General features: G+C 68.6%; 14 protein-coding genes. 4 read left to right on the top strand and 10 right to left on the bottom strand.

All coding sequences use genetic code 11. The features are described from left to right. Positions 1 to 14 precede the first annotated feature (14 nt). Entirely contained in the window at positions 15 to 722 is a 708-nt protein-coding gene (locus ACIA8C_RS19390; protein WP_397136389.1) for a hypothetical protein, read from the bottom strand. A 99-nt stretch (positions 723 to 821) separates the two neighbouring features. Here ACIA8C_RS19390 and ACIA8C_RS19385 point away from each other — a divergent pair, with 99 nt between their 5' ends. Further along, a complete protein-coding gene (locus ACIA8C_RS19385; protein ID WP_397136387.1) occupies positions 822 to 1,715 on the top strand; it encodes an alpha/beta hydrolase family protein in 894 nt (297 codons plus the stop codon). An 11-nt stretch (positions 1,716 to 1,726) separates the two neighbouring features. On the opposite strand, the gene ACIA8C_RS19380 is transcribed toward ACIA8C_RS19385, so the two are convergent. The 3 genes from ACIA8C_RS19380 to ACIA8C_RS19370 are packed head-to-tail and all read right to left on the bottom strand — an operon-like array spanning position 1,727 to position 5,141. Continuing rightward, positions 1,727 to 3,139, bottom strand: a complete 1,413-nt coding sequence (locus ACIA8C_RS19380) for an MmgE/PrpD family protein (RefSeq protein ID WP_397136385.1) — start codon at positions 3,137 to 3,139, stop codon at positions 1,727 to 1,729. Next, positions 3,136 to 3,957, bottom strand: coding sequence for a cyclase family protein (locus ACIA8C_RS19375; RefSeq protein WP_397136383.1), 822 nt, complete (start codon positions 3,955 to 3,957; stop codon positions 3,136 to 3,138). Before ACIA8C_RS19375 ends, ACIA8C_RS19380 begins: the two co-directional genes overlap by 4 nt. After that, positions 3,954 to 5,141: a CaiB/BaiF CoA transferase family protein gene (locus tag ACIA8C_RS19370; RefSeq protein ID WP_397136381.1), complete on the bottom strand. Its 1,188-nt coding sequence runs from the start codon at positions 5,139 to 5,141 to the stop codon at positions 3,954 to 3,956. Before ACIA8C_RS19370 ends, ACIA8C_RS19375 begins: the two co-directional genes overlap by 4 nt. A 136-nt stretch (positions 5,142 to 5,277) precedes the next feature. On the opposite strand from ACIA8C_RS19370, the gene ACIA8C_RS19365 reads away from it, so the two are divergent. Next, a complete protein-coding gene (locus ACIA8C_RS19365) occupies positions 5,278 to 6,738 on the top strand; it encodes a dihydroorotase family protein (RefSeq protein WP_397136379.1) in 1,461 nt (486 codons plus the stop codon). A 46-nt stretch (positions 6,739 to 6,784) separates the two neighbouring features. Here ACIA8C_RS19365 and ACIA8C_RS19360 read toward each other — a convergent pair whose 3' ends face one another. Both ACIA8C_RS19360 and ACIA8C_RS19355 read right to left on the bottom strand, forming a co-directional pair. Continuing rightward, a complete protein-coding gene (locus tag ACIA8C_RS19360; protein WP_397136377.1) occupies positions 6,785 to 7,417 on the bottom strand; it encodes an isochorismatase family protein in 633 nt (210 codons plus the stop codon). 9 nt (positions 7,418 to 7,426) lie between these two features. Next, a complete protein-coding gene (locus ACIA8C_RS19355; protein ID WP_397136375.1) occupies positions 7,427 to 8,641 on the bottom strand; it encodes a CaiB/BaiF CoA transferase family protein in 1,215 nt (404 codons plus the stop codon). Between the two features lie 141 nt (positions 8,642 to 8,782). On the opposite strand from ACIA8C_RS19355, the gene ACIA8C_RS19350 reads away from it, so the two are divergent. Then, positions 8,783 to 9,703, top strand: coding sequence for a hydroxymethylglutaryl-CoA lyase (locus ACIA8C_RS19350; RefSeq protein ID WP_397136373.1), 921 nt, complete (start codon positions 8,783 to 8,785; stop codon positions 9,701 to 9,703). 198 nt (positions 9,704 to 9,901) lie between these two features. Here the strand turns inward: ACIA8C_RS19350 and ACIA8C_RS19345 are convergent, their stop codons facing one another. The 3 genes from ACIA8C_RS19345 to ACIA8C_RS19335 form a co-directional block, all read right to left on the bottom strand. Continuing rightward, entirely contained in the window at positions 9,902 to 11,191 is a 1,290-nt protein-coding gene (locus ACIA8C_RS19345; protein WP_397136371.1) for an SLC13 family permease, read from the bottom strand. Positions 11,192 to 11,258: 67 nt separating this feature from the next. Continuing rightward, entirely contained in the window at positions 11,259 to 11,711 is a 453-nt protein-coding gene (locus ACIA8C_RS19340; RefSeq protein ID WP_397136369.1) for a CBS domain-containing protein, read from the bottom strand. A 214-nt stretch (positions 11,712 to 11,925) separates the two neighbouring features. Beyond that, positions 11,926 to 13,116 carry a hypothetical protein gene (locus ACIA8C_RS19335; protein ID WP_397136367.1) on the bottom strand — a complete coding sequence of 397 codons (1,191 nt, stop codon included), beginning with the start codon at positions 13,114 to 13,116 and terminating at the stop codon, positions 11,926 to 11,928. A gap of 143 nt (positions 13,117 to 13,259) precedes the next feature. Between ACIA8C_RS19335 and ACIA8C_RS19330 the strand changes: the two genes are divergently transcribed. Next, a complete protein-coding gene (locus tag ACIA8C_RS19330) occupies positions 13,260 to 14,087 on the top strand; it encodes an SDR family oxidoreductase (protein WP_397136365.1) in 828 nt (275 codons plus the stop codon). A 95-nt stretch (positions 14,088 to 14,182) separates the two neighbouring features. Here ACIA8C_RS19330 and ACIA8C_RS19325 read toward each other — a convergent pair whose 3' ends face one another. Next, complete coding sequence (locus ACIA8C_RS19325) at positions 14,183 to 14,953, bottom strand: GAF and ANTAR domain-containing protein (protein ID WP_397136363.1); 771 nt, start codon at positions 14,951 to 14,953, stop codon at positions 14,183 to 14,185. Positions 14,954 to 15,009: the final 56 nt, after the last annotated feature.

Genomic DNA, 15,009 nt, shown 5'->3' with positions numbered 1-15,009 from the left:
GGCGCGGTCGGAACTCACAGCTGCGCACCGGGTTTGAGCACGCCGAGGATCGCGGCGGTGAGGACGCTGCCCCAGATCAGCCAGACGTAGGGCAGGCAGCCGTTCACACTGGCGCGCAGCGTGCGCTCGACCGGCGGAGTGGACCCTTCGGTGAGTAGCGTGGCGAACGCTGGCCCGAAGGGGCGCAGCGTCATTCGAATGCCGAGTCCTGCCGCGACGGCCGTGGCGTACAGCAGAATTTTCGCGCCGAGCCACCGCGGGTTCGTGTCGACGCCGAAAGGCTCGTGCGCGAACAACGCGTAGCCGCCCGCGCTGGCCATCCCCGTGATCACCAGTCCGCGAATCGTCAGGTCGATCCGGCGCGCCGCGGGTACGCCGCCATGGCTGCGGTGGGTGATCACCATGACCGCCAGCCACACCGCGGCCATCAGCCACACCAGCGCCAGTGACCACCAGGGAAACAACGCGATACCGAAGATGGACGCGCCGTGTGGTGACAGCGCCATCAAGGTGACCCCGCTCGGCAGGAACAGCACCAGGCAGATTTTCGGCGCCAGATCGAGTCCGCTCATGATGGTCAGCGCCGTCGCGCGGGCCTGCGGACTGAGCTCGGGATTGATCACCGATCGGCTGGAGTAGAACACGCCGAGATCGCCGCCGAGCCAGAACACGAACACCACCAGGTGCAACACGATCCACCAGCCGTAAGGGTGTGCGCCCATTCGGAATCCTTTCACCCGCTGCGGGAAACGGCGTTTCCCAGTATCGTTTCGGCATAGTTTCACATCGAAACACTGTTTCCACAAACGAAACGGGGTCCCATGCGCACCTTTGTGGCCGCCCTCCTCCTGCTGCTGCTCGGCACCGTTGTCACGGCACCTGCCCGGGCCGATACCGAAGTCCTGCACTACGACACCCGCATCGCCGCCGATGCCGCGACGGTCTGGTATCCGGCGTCCGCGGCGCACCGGCTGCCGGTGGCGCTGGTGCTGCCCGGCGCCAACGTGCGGCGCGAGTACTACGCCGGATTCGCCACCGAACTGGTGCGGTACGGCTTCGTCGTGGTGGTGCCGACGCACTATCCGCTGTTCTTCGCCGACTACAACGTGCCGAGCGAGCAGAGCCTGAACGACGTCGTCACCTGGGCTCGCGCGCAGGCCCGCGGCCAGGATTCGCCGGTACGCTCGGTCGTCGACCCGGAAAACCTTGTTGTGGCCGGACATTCGTACGGCGGCGCGACCGCACTGTACGCGGCGGCCAACCGATGTCAGCCGCCGTTCTGCCTGGGTTTGGCCTACCGGCGACCGGCGGAACTGCGTGCGATCGTCGGCCACGGCACCAACTCGACATTTCTCGGCAACGTCGACGCGGTCACGGTCGACGCGGTGCCCACCATGCTCGTCAACGGCAGTGACGACGGTGTCTCCGACCTGGCCGAAGCGCACGAGACCTTCACCAAGTTGACCGGTTCACCGGTGACGGCCTTCGTCGATGTGCTCGGCGCCAACCACTTCGGGCTCGCCGACGAGGACAACCCGCCCGGTGCGGTGCCCGACGCGCACGAGGCCGTGTTGTCCAGGCAGCGATCCGTGGCGATCGCCGCCCGTTGGACCGCGATGTGGTTCCGTGCCAATCTCGGCGACGAAGCGGCGATGAACTACCTCCGGCACGGCGCCGACGAACCGGATAGCGGTGTGACAGTGCAGATACGGTGAGCTGCGGCGATTCAGTCTTCGGCCGCTTCGAAAAGCTCGAGCAGCGGGTCGAGGGTGTCGAGCTCGGCGAGGTGGTGGATCGCGTCGCTGACCTGGTCGGCGCGACCGCCTAGCAGCCGCGCGGTATTGAGCCGGAATTTCGTGGCCAATTCCGCTGCCGACAAAGGGTTTTCGGGGCCACCGCGGTTGGCATCCACGCGTTCGGTCACCGACGTGCCGTCTCGCAGGTGAGCGGTGAGTACCGCGGGGAACTGCCGGGGAAATATCTCGTCGCAGCGCCGGTCCGGTACGCAGGTGACGAGGGCGGCCAGCGCCAGGCGGGCGGGATCACGGGCCGCCCGGTCGGTGAAGTCCTCGTGGAACACGCCGAGACCGCCGCCGCCGAGCAGGGCCGCGGCCACCGTATACGGCCCGGAAAACGCGGCGTGATAACCGGATTCGGGCCGGGCCTTGGCCTCGGCGGGTTCGCCGATGGTGCGCAGCGCCGCGGTGGGTGCGCCGAGTTCGAGCCGGACGATATCGGCGGCTCGGATTCCGTGCGCCCGCAGCCGTAGCGCCGCGTCGATTCCCGCGTGGGTGAAATGATTGCAGGGGTAGGGCTTGATGAACACCCGCGGCAGCTCCCAGCGCACCCCGAGCTCCTCGACGATGGCCTCGGGCCGGGCGCGTTCGCCGCAATACGCTTGCAGCAGACCGAATCTGCCTTCCAGGACGGTCGGCGGCCCGGTCAGCCCGGCGCGGGCCAAACCCGCGGCGGCCACCGCGGCGTGCGCCGCCCAGCCGCAGTGCACCCGTTTCACCGTGCCGCCGGTCCGATTGGCTTCCAGCAGACCGGAACCCATGCTCGCCGCGATACCCATCGCATGCGCGATCCCGGCTTCGTCGAGCCCAGCCAGCATGGCCGCGGCCGCCGCGCCGCCGAGCGCGCCGCAGATGGCGGTGGCGTGCAGGCCGCGCTCGAAGAACACGGAGTTGCCGAGTTCCGCGTCGTAACCGCCCAGGCCGACCCGCACCGTCAGTTCGATGCCGACGGCGACGGCGTCCAGCAGTGCAGCGCCGTCGCGGCCATAGGACTGAGCCGCCGCCAGCGCGGCAGGCACCACCGATGCCGACGGATGTAGTACGGACGGCAAGTGCGTGTCGTCGAAATCCAAAGCGTGCGCGAGGGTTCCGTTCACCAAGGCCGCGCTGAGCGCCGGACAGCGTTCGGGCAGACCGAGAGCCGTCGCGTGCGGATGACCACCCCACTCGCGCACCAGGTTCCGCACCGCGACCGCGGCAGGCGTATGCAGTGCGGCGACGCTGTTGCCCAGCAGGTCGAGTACCCGTCGGGTCGCGTCCGCCCGCAGTTCCGGCCCGACGCCTTCCTGCCGGGCTCGCGCGGCGAATCCGGCTAATTGCCGCACCAGGGTTGGCTTCGTCATGCGGTCACCGCCGCCAACGGCCGCACCGGAGAACCGGTGCCACCGACGATCCGCAATGGCGCGAGCAGGAAGGTGAATTCGGCGCAGCCGGCCGCGGCAAGGTCCTCCAGCGCGAGATGCTCCAGGATGTAGATGCCGGATTCGACGAGTAGCACCCGATGGACCGGCAGACAGCGGTGACCCGCGCCCGGCGGGATGCACTCGTAGGCAGTGGTATCCGCGCCGGTGGCCACCACGTCCCGGTCGGCGAGCCAACGGGCCGCCGCGACGCCGACGCCGGGTACGCCGCTCGCCGCGCCGAGATAGGCGGTGGCGTCGGGGAATAGCCGCGACCAGCCGGTGCGGATCAGCGCGACGTCGCCGGGCGCCGGCCACGCGCGCGCCGCGGCCGCCGCGGATTCCAGGTCGTCGGCGGTGATCTCGTAGCCGCCGGGCAGGATGTCGGCGCCGTGCACCCGCGCCACGTCGAGCAGTACCGCGCGGCAGAGCAGACCGGGCAGCTGTTCGGCGCCGTGGCTGGTGAACGCGCCGCCCCGCTGGGCGGCGTAGGCGTCCACACCGCAGTGCAGTTCGCCGTGCTGACTCACATGGCTCAACGCATCGATGTGGGTGCCGACATGTCCACCGGTCACGATGATCTCGTTGGCGGCCGATCCGCCGTCGGGCCTGATCATATCGCCGTGCCTGCGCGCCAGCGTCATGCGGAAGCCGGGATGGTTGGGTGAGCACGGCATGCCGGTGAAGAACGGCTGGCCCAGCTCGATCAGCCGGACGCCACCCGCGATCGCGGTGAGCAACGGATCACGCCGGTCGGTCACCGGATCACCCCCGTGCCGCGCAGTGCGGCCAGCCTGCCCGCGTCGACGCCGTAGCCGGCGAGTACCTCCGCGGTGTGCGCGCCGAGCGGTGGTCCGGTCCAGCGGATCCGCCCCGGCGTCCCGGACAGGCGAAAGAGCACATTCTGCATCCGAATCGGGCCGAGTTCGTCATCGAGCAGCGTGATGATCGACTCGAGCGCGCGATACTGCGGATCGTCGAGGATGTCGGCGGCGGTGTAGATGGGCGCGATCGCCGCCTGCGCCTGCTCGAATTCCCGGATGACCTCGTCGGTTTCGCGCGCGGCGATCCACCCGCCGAGGGCGGCGTCGAGTTCGTCGGCGTGCCTGGCACGTTCGGCACCGGTGGCGAACCACGGTTGCTCGGTGAGATCGGGTCGGCCCACCAGCCGCAGCACCCGCTCGGCGATGGACTGCGCGCTGGTCGACACCGCGACCCAGCCGCCGTCGGCGGTGCGATAGATGTTGCGCGGGGCGTTGTTCGACGAACGATTGCCGGTCCGCGGCGGCAGCTCGCCGAGTTGGTCGTAGGCGATGATGTGCGGGCCGAGCAGGGTCAGGATGGGTTCGATGATGGCCAGGTCGATCTGCTGGCCGTGCCCGTCACGGTCTCTGGCACGTAAGGCGGTCATAATGGCGAAAGCCGTTGCCAGTGCCGCGATCCCATCGGCCAGCCCGAACGGTGGCAGGGTGGGCGGTCCGTCGGGCTCGCCGGTCATCGCCGCGAACCCGCTCATCGCCTCGGCGAGGGTGCCGAAACCCGGTCGCCGCGCGTACGGGCCGAGCTGCCCGAAGCCGGTGACCCTGGCGAGTACCAGGCGCGGATTGATCTCGCGCAGTGCGGGATAGCCGAGGCCCCAGCGTTCCAGGGTGCCCGGCCGGAAATTCTCGATCACCACGTCCGCGTCCGCGACCATGCGGCGGAAGATGTCCTGCCCCTCGGGTGCGCCGAGGTAGAGCGTCACCGATTTTTTGCCGCGGCCCAGCATCTTCCACCACAGGCCGACACCGTCGCGCTGGGCGCCGTGGGTACGCACCGGATCGCCGTCCGGATGTTCGATCTTGACCACGTCGGCGCCGAAGTCGGCCAGCATGGTCGCCGCCAGCGGACCGGCGAACAGCGTCGCGACGTCCAGCACCCGCAGGCCGGCCAGGGAATCGTCCATAGGTGAGCTCCTTCTGCCGTCATGTTTCTCTGTGCGAAACGTCAAATGCGGCAACGACGTTGACTACCAGCGCATCGTACTGCGATGATCGTCGAAAGTGTAACGCTGTTTCGTATGAGGAAACCCGGAGGGCGCCGTGCCGTCGACCGATCTGCTGATTCGCAACGCCCGCGTGGTGCGGCCGAACGACCCCCCGTCGCAACGTCCGGAGCCGCGGGACATCGCCGTGGTGAACGGCCGCATCACCGAGATCGGGCCTGGCCTGACCGCCGCGGGCGCGCGGGTGGTGAACGCCGACGGCCTGCTGGCTTTTCCCGGCGTCATCGACGCGCATCAGCACTGGGGCATCTACCGGGACGTGTCCGACGACACCACCAGCGAAAGCCGGGCGTGTGCCCAAGGCGGCGTCACCACGTCGCTGAGTTACCTGCGCACCGGCCGCTATTACCTGAACCGCGGCGGCTCCTACCTGGATTTCGTGCCGGAGGTGCTCGGCCGCATGGTCGGCCGCTCCTACGTCGACCACGGCTTGCACCTGGCGCCGATGACGCGCCAGCACATCGCCGAAATCCCGCGTCTGGTCGAGGATTTCGGCATCACCTCGTTCAAGATCTTCATGTTCTACGGTGGTCACGGCCTGCACGGGCGATCGTCGGACCAGGCCGAGTTCCTGATGATTCCGCCGGACGAGCGCTACGACCTCGCCCACTTCGAGTTCGTCATGCGGGGAATCCAAAGCGCCCGAGTGCGTTTCGGCGATCGGATATCGCTGTCGCTGCACTGCGAGACGGCCGAGATCATGGCGGCCTACACCGCGCTGGTGGAACAGGACAGCACGCTCACCGGTCTCCGCGCGTACAGCGCGTCGCGCCCACCGCACTCGGAGGGCCTGGCCATCACCATGGCCGCCTATCTCGCGCACGAGACCGGGCTTGCCAATATCAACCTGCTGCATCTGTCTTCGGCCAAGGCGGTCGAAGCCGCGCTGACGATGCGGGACGCGTTCCCGCACATCGACTTTCGCCGGGAAGTCACCATCGGGCATCTGCTCGCCGACGTGGACACCGCGCACGGCATCGGCGGTAAGGTGAACCCGCCGCTGCGCGAACGCGCCGATGTCGAGGCGCTGTGGCGCCACCTGCTGGCGGGCGACATCGACTGGGTGGTCAGCGATCACGCGTGCTGCCGGGCCGAGCAGAAGTTCGGCGACGACCCAGGCGATGTGTTCGTCGCCAAGTCCGGTTTCGGTGGCGCCGAGTATCTGCTGCCCGGCCTGGTCGGTGCGGGCCGCTCGCGCGGGTTGCCGCCGCAGCGGATCGCCTGGCTCACCGCCTGGGCACCCGCGCGGCGGTATGCCCTGGCCGGAAAGGGCGATCTGGCACCAGGTTTCGATGCCGACATCGTTCTGGTCGACCCCGATGCCCAGTGGACGGTGCGCGCCGCGGATTCGGCGTCCGCGCAGGAGTACACCCCGTTCGAGGGGTTCACGATGTCGGCTCAGGTCACCGATGTGTTCCTGCGCGGTCAGCGGATCTGCTACCAGGGCGAGGTCGTCGGCGAACCACGTGGCAGGTATCTGCGCCGCGACAAGGATTGAGCGCCGGCGCGCGGCGATCGGCCGCGCGCCTCGGCGGCAGGCGATGTCACGAAGGAGGCAGCCGCCGCAGCGTGTCCGACGCTTCGGCCATGGTGATCACGTCGGCGTACTTGGCGTCGAGGTCGAGCAGGTTCGCCTGCTGGAGCCGGGGATCGCGGTCACCGCACGCCTCGGCGACCACCAGTGGGCGGAAACCGTGCTGCAAAGCATCGGTGGCGCTGGCCCGCACGCAGCCGCTGGTGGTCAGGCCAACGATCAGCAGTGTGTCGATACCCAGCGTGGTCAGCGTGCTGGCCAGCGAGGTGCCGTGGAAAGCGCTGGCGTACTGCTTGGTGACCACGATCTCGCCGGGCAGCGGCGCCGGATCAGCGAGGAAGTCGCCGAGCGGGCTGCCCGCTTCGATGACGTGCAGCGCGGGCACTTTCGCCCGGAACAGGCCGCCATCCGCGCCGCCGGGCTGATGCACGATCCGGGTGAACAGCACCGGATTCCGGGTTTCCCGCGCCAGCGCGACCACCCGTGCGGCCGCGGCGACCGCGTCCTCCACCGGGGCGCGCAGCGGCGAGCCGTCGGTGAGATAGGCGGCACAGATGTCGACCACGAGGACCGCGGGTCGCACGCCCGCGCCGAGGCGGACGGCGAAACCGGAGCGGCGGTAGTCGTCGATCAGGTCGGTCATACCGGACTCCTAGATGATGCCGCGTGCGGCGAGTTCGCTCTGTTGCTCCGGCGTCAGCCCGAGCAGGTCGCCATAGACCTCCGCGTTGTGCCCGCCGAGTTCGGGACCGACATGTCTTACGGCCCCGGGGGTTTCGCTGAGTTTCGGAAACACGTTATGCATCGGCAGTTCACCGAATTCGGGGTGCGTAAGGCGCACGATGGCCTCGCGCGCCGCGAAATGCGGGTCGGCGAACATATCGCGGGCGGTGTAGATACGACCCCCCGGAACACCGGCGGCGTGCAGTTGCTCGAGCAGCGCCTCGGTACTCAGACCCGCGGTCCACTCGGCGATGAGCGCGTCGAGCTCGGCCATCCGGGCGCCGCGGGCGGTGTGCGTGGCATACCGTTCGTCGGTGGCGAGTTCGGGCCTGCCCATCGCCTTGGTGAGGCGGCCGAACACGGTGTCCTGGTTCGCCGCGATCAGGATCATGTCGTCGTCCGCGGTCGGATAGACGTTGCTCGGCGCGACATTGGGCAGCACCGGGCCGGTGCGCTCGCGTTGATAGCCGGTGATCGCCCATTCCGGCAGCAACGATTCCATCATGGCCAGCACCGCCTCGTAGATGGCGGCGTCGACCAGCTGACCGCGCCCGGTCCGGTGCCGGTGATGCACCGCCGCGAGCGTGCCGATGGTCGCGAAGACCGCGGCAAGGGAGTCGCCGAGCGAGATGCCGGTGCGCGCGGGCGGATGCCCGGGATCGCCGGTGATGTAACGGATTCCGCCCATGGCCTCGCCGATGGAGCCGTATCCGGCGCGCGGGGCGTAGGGGCCGGTCTGACCGTATCCGGTGACTCGCACCATGATCAGACCCGGATTCGTCGCGCGCAGCCGCTCGAAGTCCAGACCCCAGCGTTCCATCGTGCCGGGGCGGAAGTTCTCGATCACGATGTCCGCGCCCTCGATGAGTTCGCGCGCCAGCCGCTGTCCCTCGGCCTCGCGCAGATTGCAGGTCACCGATTTCTTGTTCCTGGCCACCACCGGCCACCACAGCGAACGGCCCTGAGCTTGCTCGCGTCCCCACTGACGCATCGGATCGCCGGTGCCGGGCGATTCGAGTTTGATCACCTCGGCGCCGAGGTCGCCCAGCAACTGGCCGCAGAACGGCCCGGCGAGCAGCTGCCCCATCTCTATCACCCGCAAATCCGCAAGTGGGCCAGTAGGTTTCGTGGTGTCGACCGTCATTGCTGCTCCGTTCCGTCCACTGCCCGCGTGTGCGCCGGTACGGTGCTCGACCGCCCGGTAAGAATGGATACACGGTATCCTCTAGCGGAACGCTCCGGCAAGGTGTGGCGTGCCCACACCCTCGATGAACGAGAGGCAACGATGGACATCACCGTGGTGGAGGTCGGTCCTCGCGACGGCTTACAGAACGAGCCGGAACTCGTCAGCACCGAGAACAAGCTGCGCCTGATCGAAGCCTCCGTCGCGGCCGGGCTGCGCCGCATCGAGGCCGTGAGCTTCGTGAACCCGAAGCGGGTGCCGCAGCTGGCCGACGCCGAGGCGGTGCTGGCGGGAGTGCCTCGGCAGGCGGGAGTCTCGTACTCCGGGTTGGTATTCAACGAGCGCGGACTCGACCGGGCGCTCGCGGCGGGGGTCGACGAGATCAATGTCGTGGTGGTGGCGACCGATACGTTCAGCCAACGGAATCAGGGTTGCTCAGTGCGGCAAGGCGTCGAACGGTGGCGGCGGCTCGCGGACTCGGCGGCCGCGGCGGGGCTGCGGCGGACGGTGACGATCGCGGCGGCGTTCGGTTGCCCGTTCGAGGGGGAGGTATCGGCGGCAACGGTGCTCGAATTACTCGGGCAGGTCGCCGAATCGGGGCCGGACGAGATCGCGCTTGCCGACACCATCGGCGTCGGCACCCCGGACCGGGTGCGCGAATTGCTCACCGGCGCAGCGAAAATAGCGCCGGACGTCGCGCTGCGGTGCCACTTCCACAACACTCGCAATACCGGGTATGCCAACGCCCTCACCGCGATCGACGCGGGCGCCTCCGCGCTGGACGCGAGCACCGGCGGGATCGGCGGCTGCCCGTTCGCGCCGGCGGCCACCGGCAATATCGCGACCGAGGACCTGCTGTACGCGTTGGACCGGATGGGTGTGCGGACCGGGGTGGCGGTGTCGTCGGTGCTCGAGACGGCCGCCTGGCTCGGCGGCGTGCTCGGTAGACCGGTGCCGGGATTGCTCGGTCGCGCCGGACTCTTTCCCGGCGAACCGATTTCGTCCGCGACCGGCGGTGCGTGAGGTACGTGGGCCGGGCATGGATGTGGTGGTCAACGGGACTCCGTTGACCACCACACGGCATCGGTTGGTCAGGAACGGGTTTGAGTGGTTCCGGCGGACCGTTGCGTCTCGTGAGGTAGTCGAGCGTCGTCCCGCTATCGCCGTGCAGCGTAATGATCATCAGGTTTCCCCGGTTTCCTGGCTGGATGCTTGACTGGATCAGCTGAACGCGAAGTAGCGCAGCCACAGATAGGGCGCGGCCACCACGATGGTGATCGCGGTGATGATCGCGCCCTTGCGGGTGAACTCCCAGAAGGAGATCGGCGCACCGGCTTTGGCCGCGATACCGAGCATGACCACGTTGGCGCTGGCCCCCACCGCGGTGAGGTTTCCGCCGAAGTCCGAGCCCAAGGTCAGCGACCACCACAGTGCGTCCGCGTGCACCGGGTGGTCGATGCCGCCGGCGAGGTCGGCGACCAGCGGGCTCATCGTGGCCACATACGGAATGTTGTCGATGACCCCGGACAACAGCGCGGACACTCCGAGGATCAACATGACAGCGACCACTGCGTTGCCGCCGGTCGCGTCGGCCGCCCAGCGCGCCATCGTTTCCACCACCCCGGTTTTCACCAGCGCGCCGACCATGACGAACAACCCGGCGAAGAACAGCAGGGTCTCCCATTCGACGCCGGACAGGTAGTCCTCCGGTTCGGTGCCCGAGATCAGTACCAGCACACCGGCGCCGAGCAGCGCCACGATCGCGGGATCGACATGGAGCCAGGAGTGTCCGACGAATCCGATGAACACGGCCAGCAGCACGACACCGCATTTGGCCAGCAGTCGCGGATTCCGAATAGCTTCGCGTTCATCGAGATTCATCACGTCCGCGATCCGTTCCGGAGTGGCGTCGAAGGAACCGCGGAACAGGATCGGCAGGATGAGGGTGAACACGATCAGCTCGATCACCACGATCGGTGTCATGTGCACGAGGAAGTCGTTGAACGTCAACCCACTTCGGCTGCCGATGATGATGTTGGGCGGATCGCCGATCAACGTGGCGGCGCCGCCGATATTGGAGGCCAGCACCTCGGCGATCAGGAACGGTGCAGGCCGGATATCGAGCCGGTCGCACACCAGCAAGGTGACCGGGGCGATCAGCAGCACAGTGGTGACGTTGTCGAGGAATGCCGAGGCCACCGCGGTGATCAAGGTCAGCAGGATCATTACCCGCACCGGAGATCCTTTGGCGCGCTTGGCAGCCCAGATCGCCGTGTATTCGAACGCGCCGGTTTGGCGCAGCACCCCGACGATGACCATCATCCCGAACAGCAGCAGGATGACGTCCCAGTCGACGCCGGTGTCGTGGGAGAAGAACGCGTCCCCGGAATCGAGCACACCCGCCGCGAGCACGATGGCGGCGCCGCCCAGCGCGGCCTTGGTCTTGTGGATGCGTTCGGTGGCGATCAGCGAATAGGCCGCTACGAAGACGACGATCGCGATCGCGGTCACCGCGGATCACCTACCCGACTGTCACCGCGTGCGCGCTGCCGCACCGAGCCGTTCGTCGCCGGTCGGCCTAGGTGGCAGCGAGGGTGACCTGCAGCAACCGCGACGCGGTGATCACCCCGACCATCCGCCGTCCCTCGACCACCGCGACCAGCGGGGACCGGCACCGTGCCATCAACGCGGCTACCTCGATCACCGTGTCGTCGGCGCGCACCACCGGCACCACCGATTTCGTCGCCGAGTCCGGCAGCAGCTGGCCGACGGTCTTGCCGCGCAACGCTTCCGCGACTCGATCGGCCACCGATTCGGACAGCACTCCGGCCAGTGCCGGGTCGTCCTGGATATAGCCGGGCACCAAGAATCGCACGACCTGTGAGGCGGGCAGCACCGCCTGCGGCAGGTGGTCTCCGCCGGTCACCACGATTCCGGGGAGCCGGTGCTCGGCCAGCAGCTTCGCCGCCGCCAGCGCATCGGAATCCATCCGCACCGACGGGTAGTCCTCGGCGATCTGACTTGCCAGCATCTCTGCACGATACGGCGTGACCGACGTCGGCCGCCGCCGGATGGGACACGGTCACGCCGAAAGCGAATCGCTGCACCAGAAATCTCCCATGACCGGCCGCCCGGTCCGCGAGCACGAGCCGGGATTGCCGACCAGACTTCCCGGCGCACCTCCCGTAAAGATGCCGTAAAAACGGCGTGGAGGCAAACCTGTCGGGGCGCTGGGTGGGTTGGGTTCAGCGTTGCTGTTCGGCTCGTCGTCGTCGTTCTCGCTCGCGATGGTTGTATGCGGCCTTGCGCACGGTGAGGTCGTTCTCCAGACCGGATCCGACCGCACCGGCGACGGTGCCGAGGACGGTCGCCAGCAGTGCCATCGCGAGATAGTCGGGCACCTGGGCCGGGCGGTGCAGGATTGCGGCGAGGTAGTCGGGCGGCACGACGAGGGCCACCGCGGCGAGGGCGAGTACGTACAGCGTGCCGAAGAAGGCGGTGGTGCCGACCGCGATGGTGGTCACCGTTCCGGCGTTGCGCAGCTTACGGTCCGAATCGGGGGCGCCACGTTTCAGTGGACGCGGCTCCCACAGACCGTGTCCGGCGATGATCCAGATCGTCAGGGTGGTGAGCGCGGCGAGCGAGATCCCGGCGAGCCGCACCCCACTGAGGGAGGTGGCCAGCTGCCAGACCGTGGAGTAGAGCACGCCGAACGCGGTGCCCGCCATGGCCCCGGCCAGTGCGGTGGACAGTCCGATGATCAACTGCCACGGCCGATTCGCCCGCACCATGCCCGCGAGCAGGGTGGGTACCCCCCAGCGCCCGCCACGGAAAATGTGTACGTCCGTGCCGGGGGGTTGCTGGTGGACCCGCATGCCGGCGGGTAGCCGTCGCGCCAACTGCGCGGCGATGGACGGACCCGATGCCGGTCCGGACCACAGTGCGATGGTGATGGCCAGGGCAAGATCGGCGACGCGGCGGCGCAGCCGCAACCCGCCCAGCGCGGGCAGCGAGATCACCACCACGCGCCGTGCCACATCGACATTCGCCACCAGCACACCGCGCTCGTCCTGCATGGGCAGGTCGGTTACGCACAACGCGAGGTCCCACGGGGTGCGGTGCACCCGTTCGCGGGCCTTGTCGATCAGCTGGTCGTGATCGGGGTACATGGCCTCGAACGGGTCGGCGAGCACCTCGGTCTCCCAGGTGGTTTCCGGGCCGAGGGTGCGGGCCAACGCCGCGGGCAGGTCATCGCCGAGATGCTGCGCGAGTCGGCTCGGGAGATCCGGATCGGCCAGTAGACCGATCAGGACGCGATTGCTGTCGGCCACTGCGGACTCTTCCGGGTAGGAGAACAGATTCGAAACGGACATGGGTGCGGCCCGGTCGCGGATGATCTTCTCGGGCAGTGCCCGCACCGCGGGCCGGGTAAACATGGGCCGCGTCTTCGCCGTCTGGCCCGGTTCGCACGTCGCGTACGCCAACCTCACCGGCGCACTCGACCACACCGCCTACGGGTGTGAGCCGGTATGCGGCGGGTACGCGGGCACAAAACCATCTAGTGGAAGGCGGCACAGACATGGCGACGATTGCTCCCCTCCCGGAGGACCGGCGCGGTGCGCCGATGCGGGCCGTGGTCACCGGTTCGGATTCGGGTATCGGTGCGGCGACGGCCGTCGCGCTGGCCGGCGGTGGCTGCGACGTGGGCATCACGTTCCACCGCGACGAGCAGGGCGCCGAGCGAACGGCGCAGCAGGTGCGTGAGCGTGGCGTGACGGCCGCTGTCCGGCAGCTCGACCTCACCGACCTACCCACCGCGGCATCGGTGATCGATGAGCTGGCCGCGGAACTCGGCGGTATCGACGTGCTGGTCAATTGCGCGGGCACCGGCACCGCCCAACGGGTGATGGACATGGATTTCGATACCTGGCGGCAGGTGCTCTCGGTCGATCTGGACGGGGCGTTTCTGTGCTCGCAGCGCGCGGCCGCGCACATGATCGAGGCGGGCAAGGGCGGCCGGATCATCAATATCACCAGCGTGCACGAGCACGCCCCGCGCGTCGGCGCGGCGCCGTACTGCGCGGCGAAGGCAGGCCTCGGCGCCCTGACGAAGGTGCTGGCCATGGAGCTCGCGCAGTACGACATCACGGTGAATTCGGTGGCGCCCGGGGAGATTTCGACGCCGATGACCGGGCAGGAGGACGTCGATCCGCGAACCGAGTCGCGCCCCGGCGTTCCGCTGGGACGTCCGGGTCACGCGAAGGAGGTCGCGGCGGTGGTGGCGTTCCTCGCCACTCCGGCGGCCGGATATGTCACCGGGTCGTCCTACGTGGTCGACGGCGGACTGTTGCTGATGGGTCCGCAGGCCGGCGGGATGCTCAGCGATGACTCCTGGCGGGAGCCATGAGTTCGCCGACGAGCGCCCGGAACTGCGCAAGCGCTGCCAGGAACTCACCGACGCGGTCGGCCTGGAGGACCGGGAAAGCGCGGGCTGAGCGCGACCTAGAAGTTCTTGCGGTCACGTTGATTTCGCAGCGACAGCCGGTGGGTCAGGATGTCGGCGGCGACGTCGATGATCGAGCGGCCGTTGGCGTAGGCGTAGGCCCGCAGCCGATCCAGGGCTTCCGCGACCGACACCGCGAGCTGGACCGCGGCCAGGTCGGCGGCGACGTACACCGCGGCGCGAGAGAACGGCAAGGGCGGGCTGTGGTGGTCGAATGCGTCTGTGCCGAAGTCGTTTTCCCCGCGACGCGGGCTGCGGCCGCGCCTCTTCTCGCTGAGGTACACCATCCTCCCGACGGCAACCGCACAGGCAGCGGCGGCTTCCTGCGCGTCCTCGGTGAGCGGGCCCACGCTGGCCCGGTAGAGCTCGAGCACCCCGATCGGCCGCGTTGCCGCGGTTATCGGGAAGGCGAACGCGGCGCGCGCACCCAGCGTGAGCGCCTCGGCGGTGAACGCGGGCCAGCGCGTGCGCGCGTCGGAAATCTGCAAGTCTCCCCATATCTGGCGTCGGTTGTGCCGGTAGGCCTCCAAACAGGGGCCTTCGCCGACGACGAACTGCAACTCATCGATGTCGCGGGCGACGGCATCGGTGGCATACACCAGCTCCCGGTCCGCGGACGTGCCACGAAAGACGGCGACCGCGGCGCCGTCGACGTTGGTCAACCGCACCACGCTCGCGCAGATATCGCGCACGCCGGTGAGAAACCCACCGGCCGTCCCGCTGTGCTGTCCGGGAAATTCGGCTACGGGTTCGTCCGAACCAGCTCCCACGGTGCCGCTCCTTTGTCGAGCCAACTCAGCGCCGCACCGGATATCCGGTGCTGCTT

Origin of the sequence: Nocardia sp. NPDC051321 (assembly GCF_044455225.1) — a bacterium.
Lineage (GTDB): Bacteria > Actinomycetota > Actinomycetes > Mycobacteriales > Mycobacteriaceae > Nocardia.
The sequence above is the reverse complement of the archived record's forward strand: the minus strand, read 5'-3'. Positions and strand labels throughout refer to the sequence as shown.

Bases quoted from the DNA above. Each gene is read 5' to 3' on its own strand.
- ACIA8C_RS19385 (WP_397136387.1), top strand. From the start codon at position 822: ATGCGCACCTTTGTGGCCGCCCTCCTCCTGCTGCTGCTCGGCACCGTT.
- ACIA8C_RS19360 (WP_397136377.1), bottom strand. From the start codon at position 7,417: ATGACCGACCTGATCGACGACTACCGCCGCTCCGGTTTCGCCGTCCGC.
- ACIA8C_RS19355 (WP_397136375.1), bottom strand. From the start codon at position 8,641: ATGACGGTCGACACCACGAAACCTACTGGCCCACTTGCGGATTTGCGG.
- ACIA8C_RS19335 (WP_397136367.1), bottom strand. From the start codon at position 13,116: ATGTTTACCCGGCCCGCGGTGCGGGCACTGCCCGAGAAGATCATCCGC.
- ACIA8C_RS19390 (WP_397136389.1), bottom strand. From the start codon at position 722: ATGGGCGCACACCCTTACGGCTGGTGGATCGTGTTGCACCTGGTGGTG.
- ACIA8C_RS19330 (WP_397136365.1), top strand. From the start codon at position 13,260: ATGGCGACGATTGCTCCCCTCCCGGAGGACCGGCGCGGTGCGCCGATG.
- ACIA8C_RS19340 (WP_397136369.1), bottom strand. From the start codon at position 11,711: ATGCTGGCAAGTCAGATCGCCGAGGACTACCCGTCGGTGCGGATGGAT.
- ACIA8C_RS19350 (WP_397136373.1), top strand. From the start codon at position 8,783: ATGGACATCACCGTGGTGGAGGTCGGTCCTCGCGACGGCTTACAGAAC.
- ACIA8C_RS19370 (WP_397136381.1), bottom strand. From the start codon at position 5,141: ATGGACGATTCCCTGGCCGGCCTGCGGGTGCTGGACGTCGCGACGCTG.
- ACIA8C_RS19380 (WP_397136385.1), bottom strand. From the start codon at position 3,139: ATGACGAAGCCAACCCTGGTGCGGCAATTAGCCGGATTCGCCGCGCGA.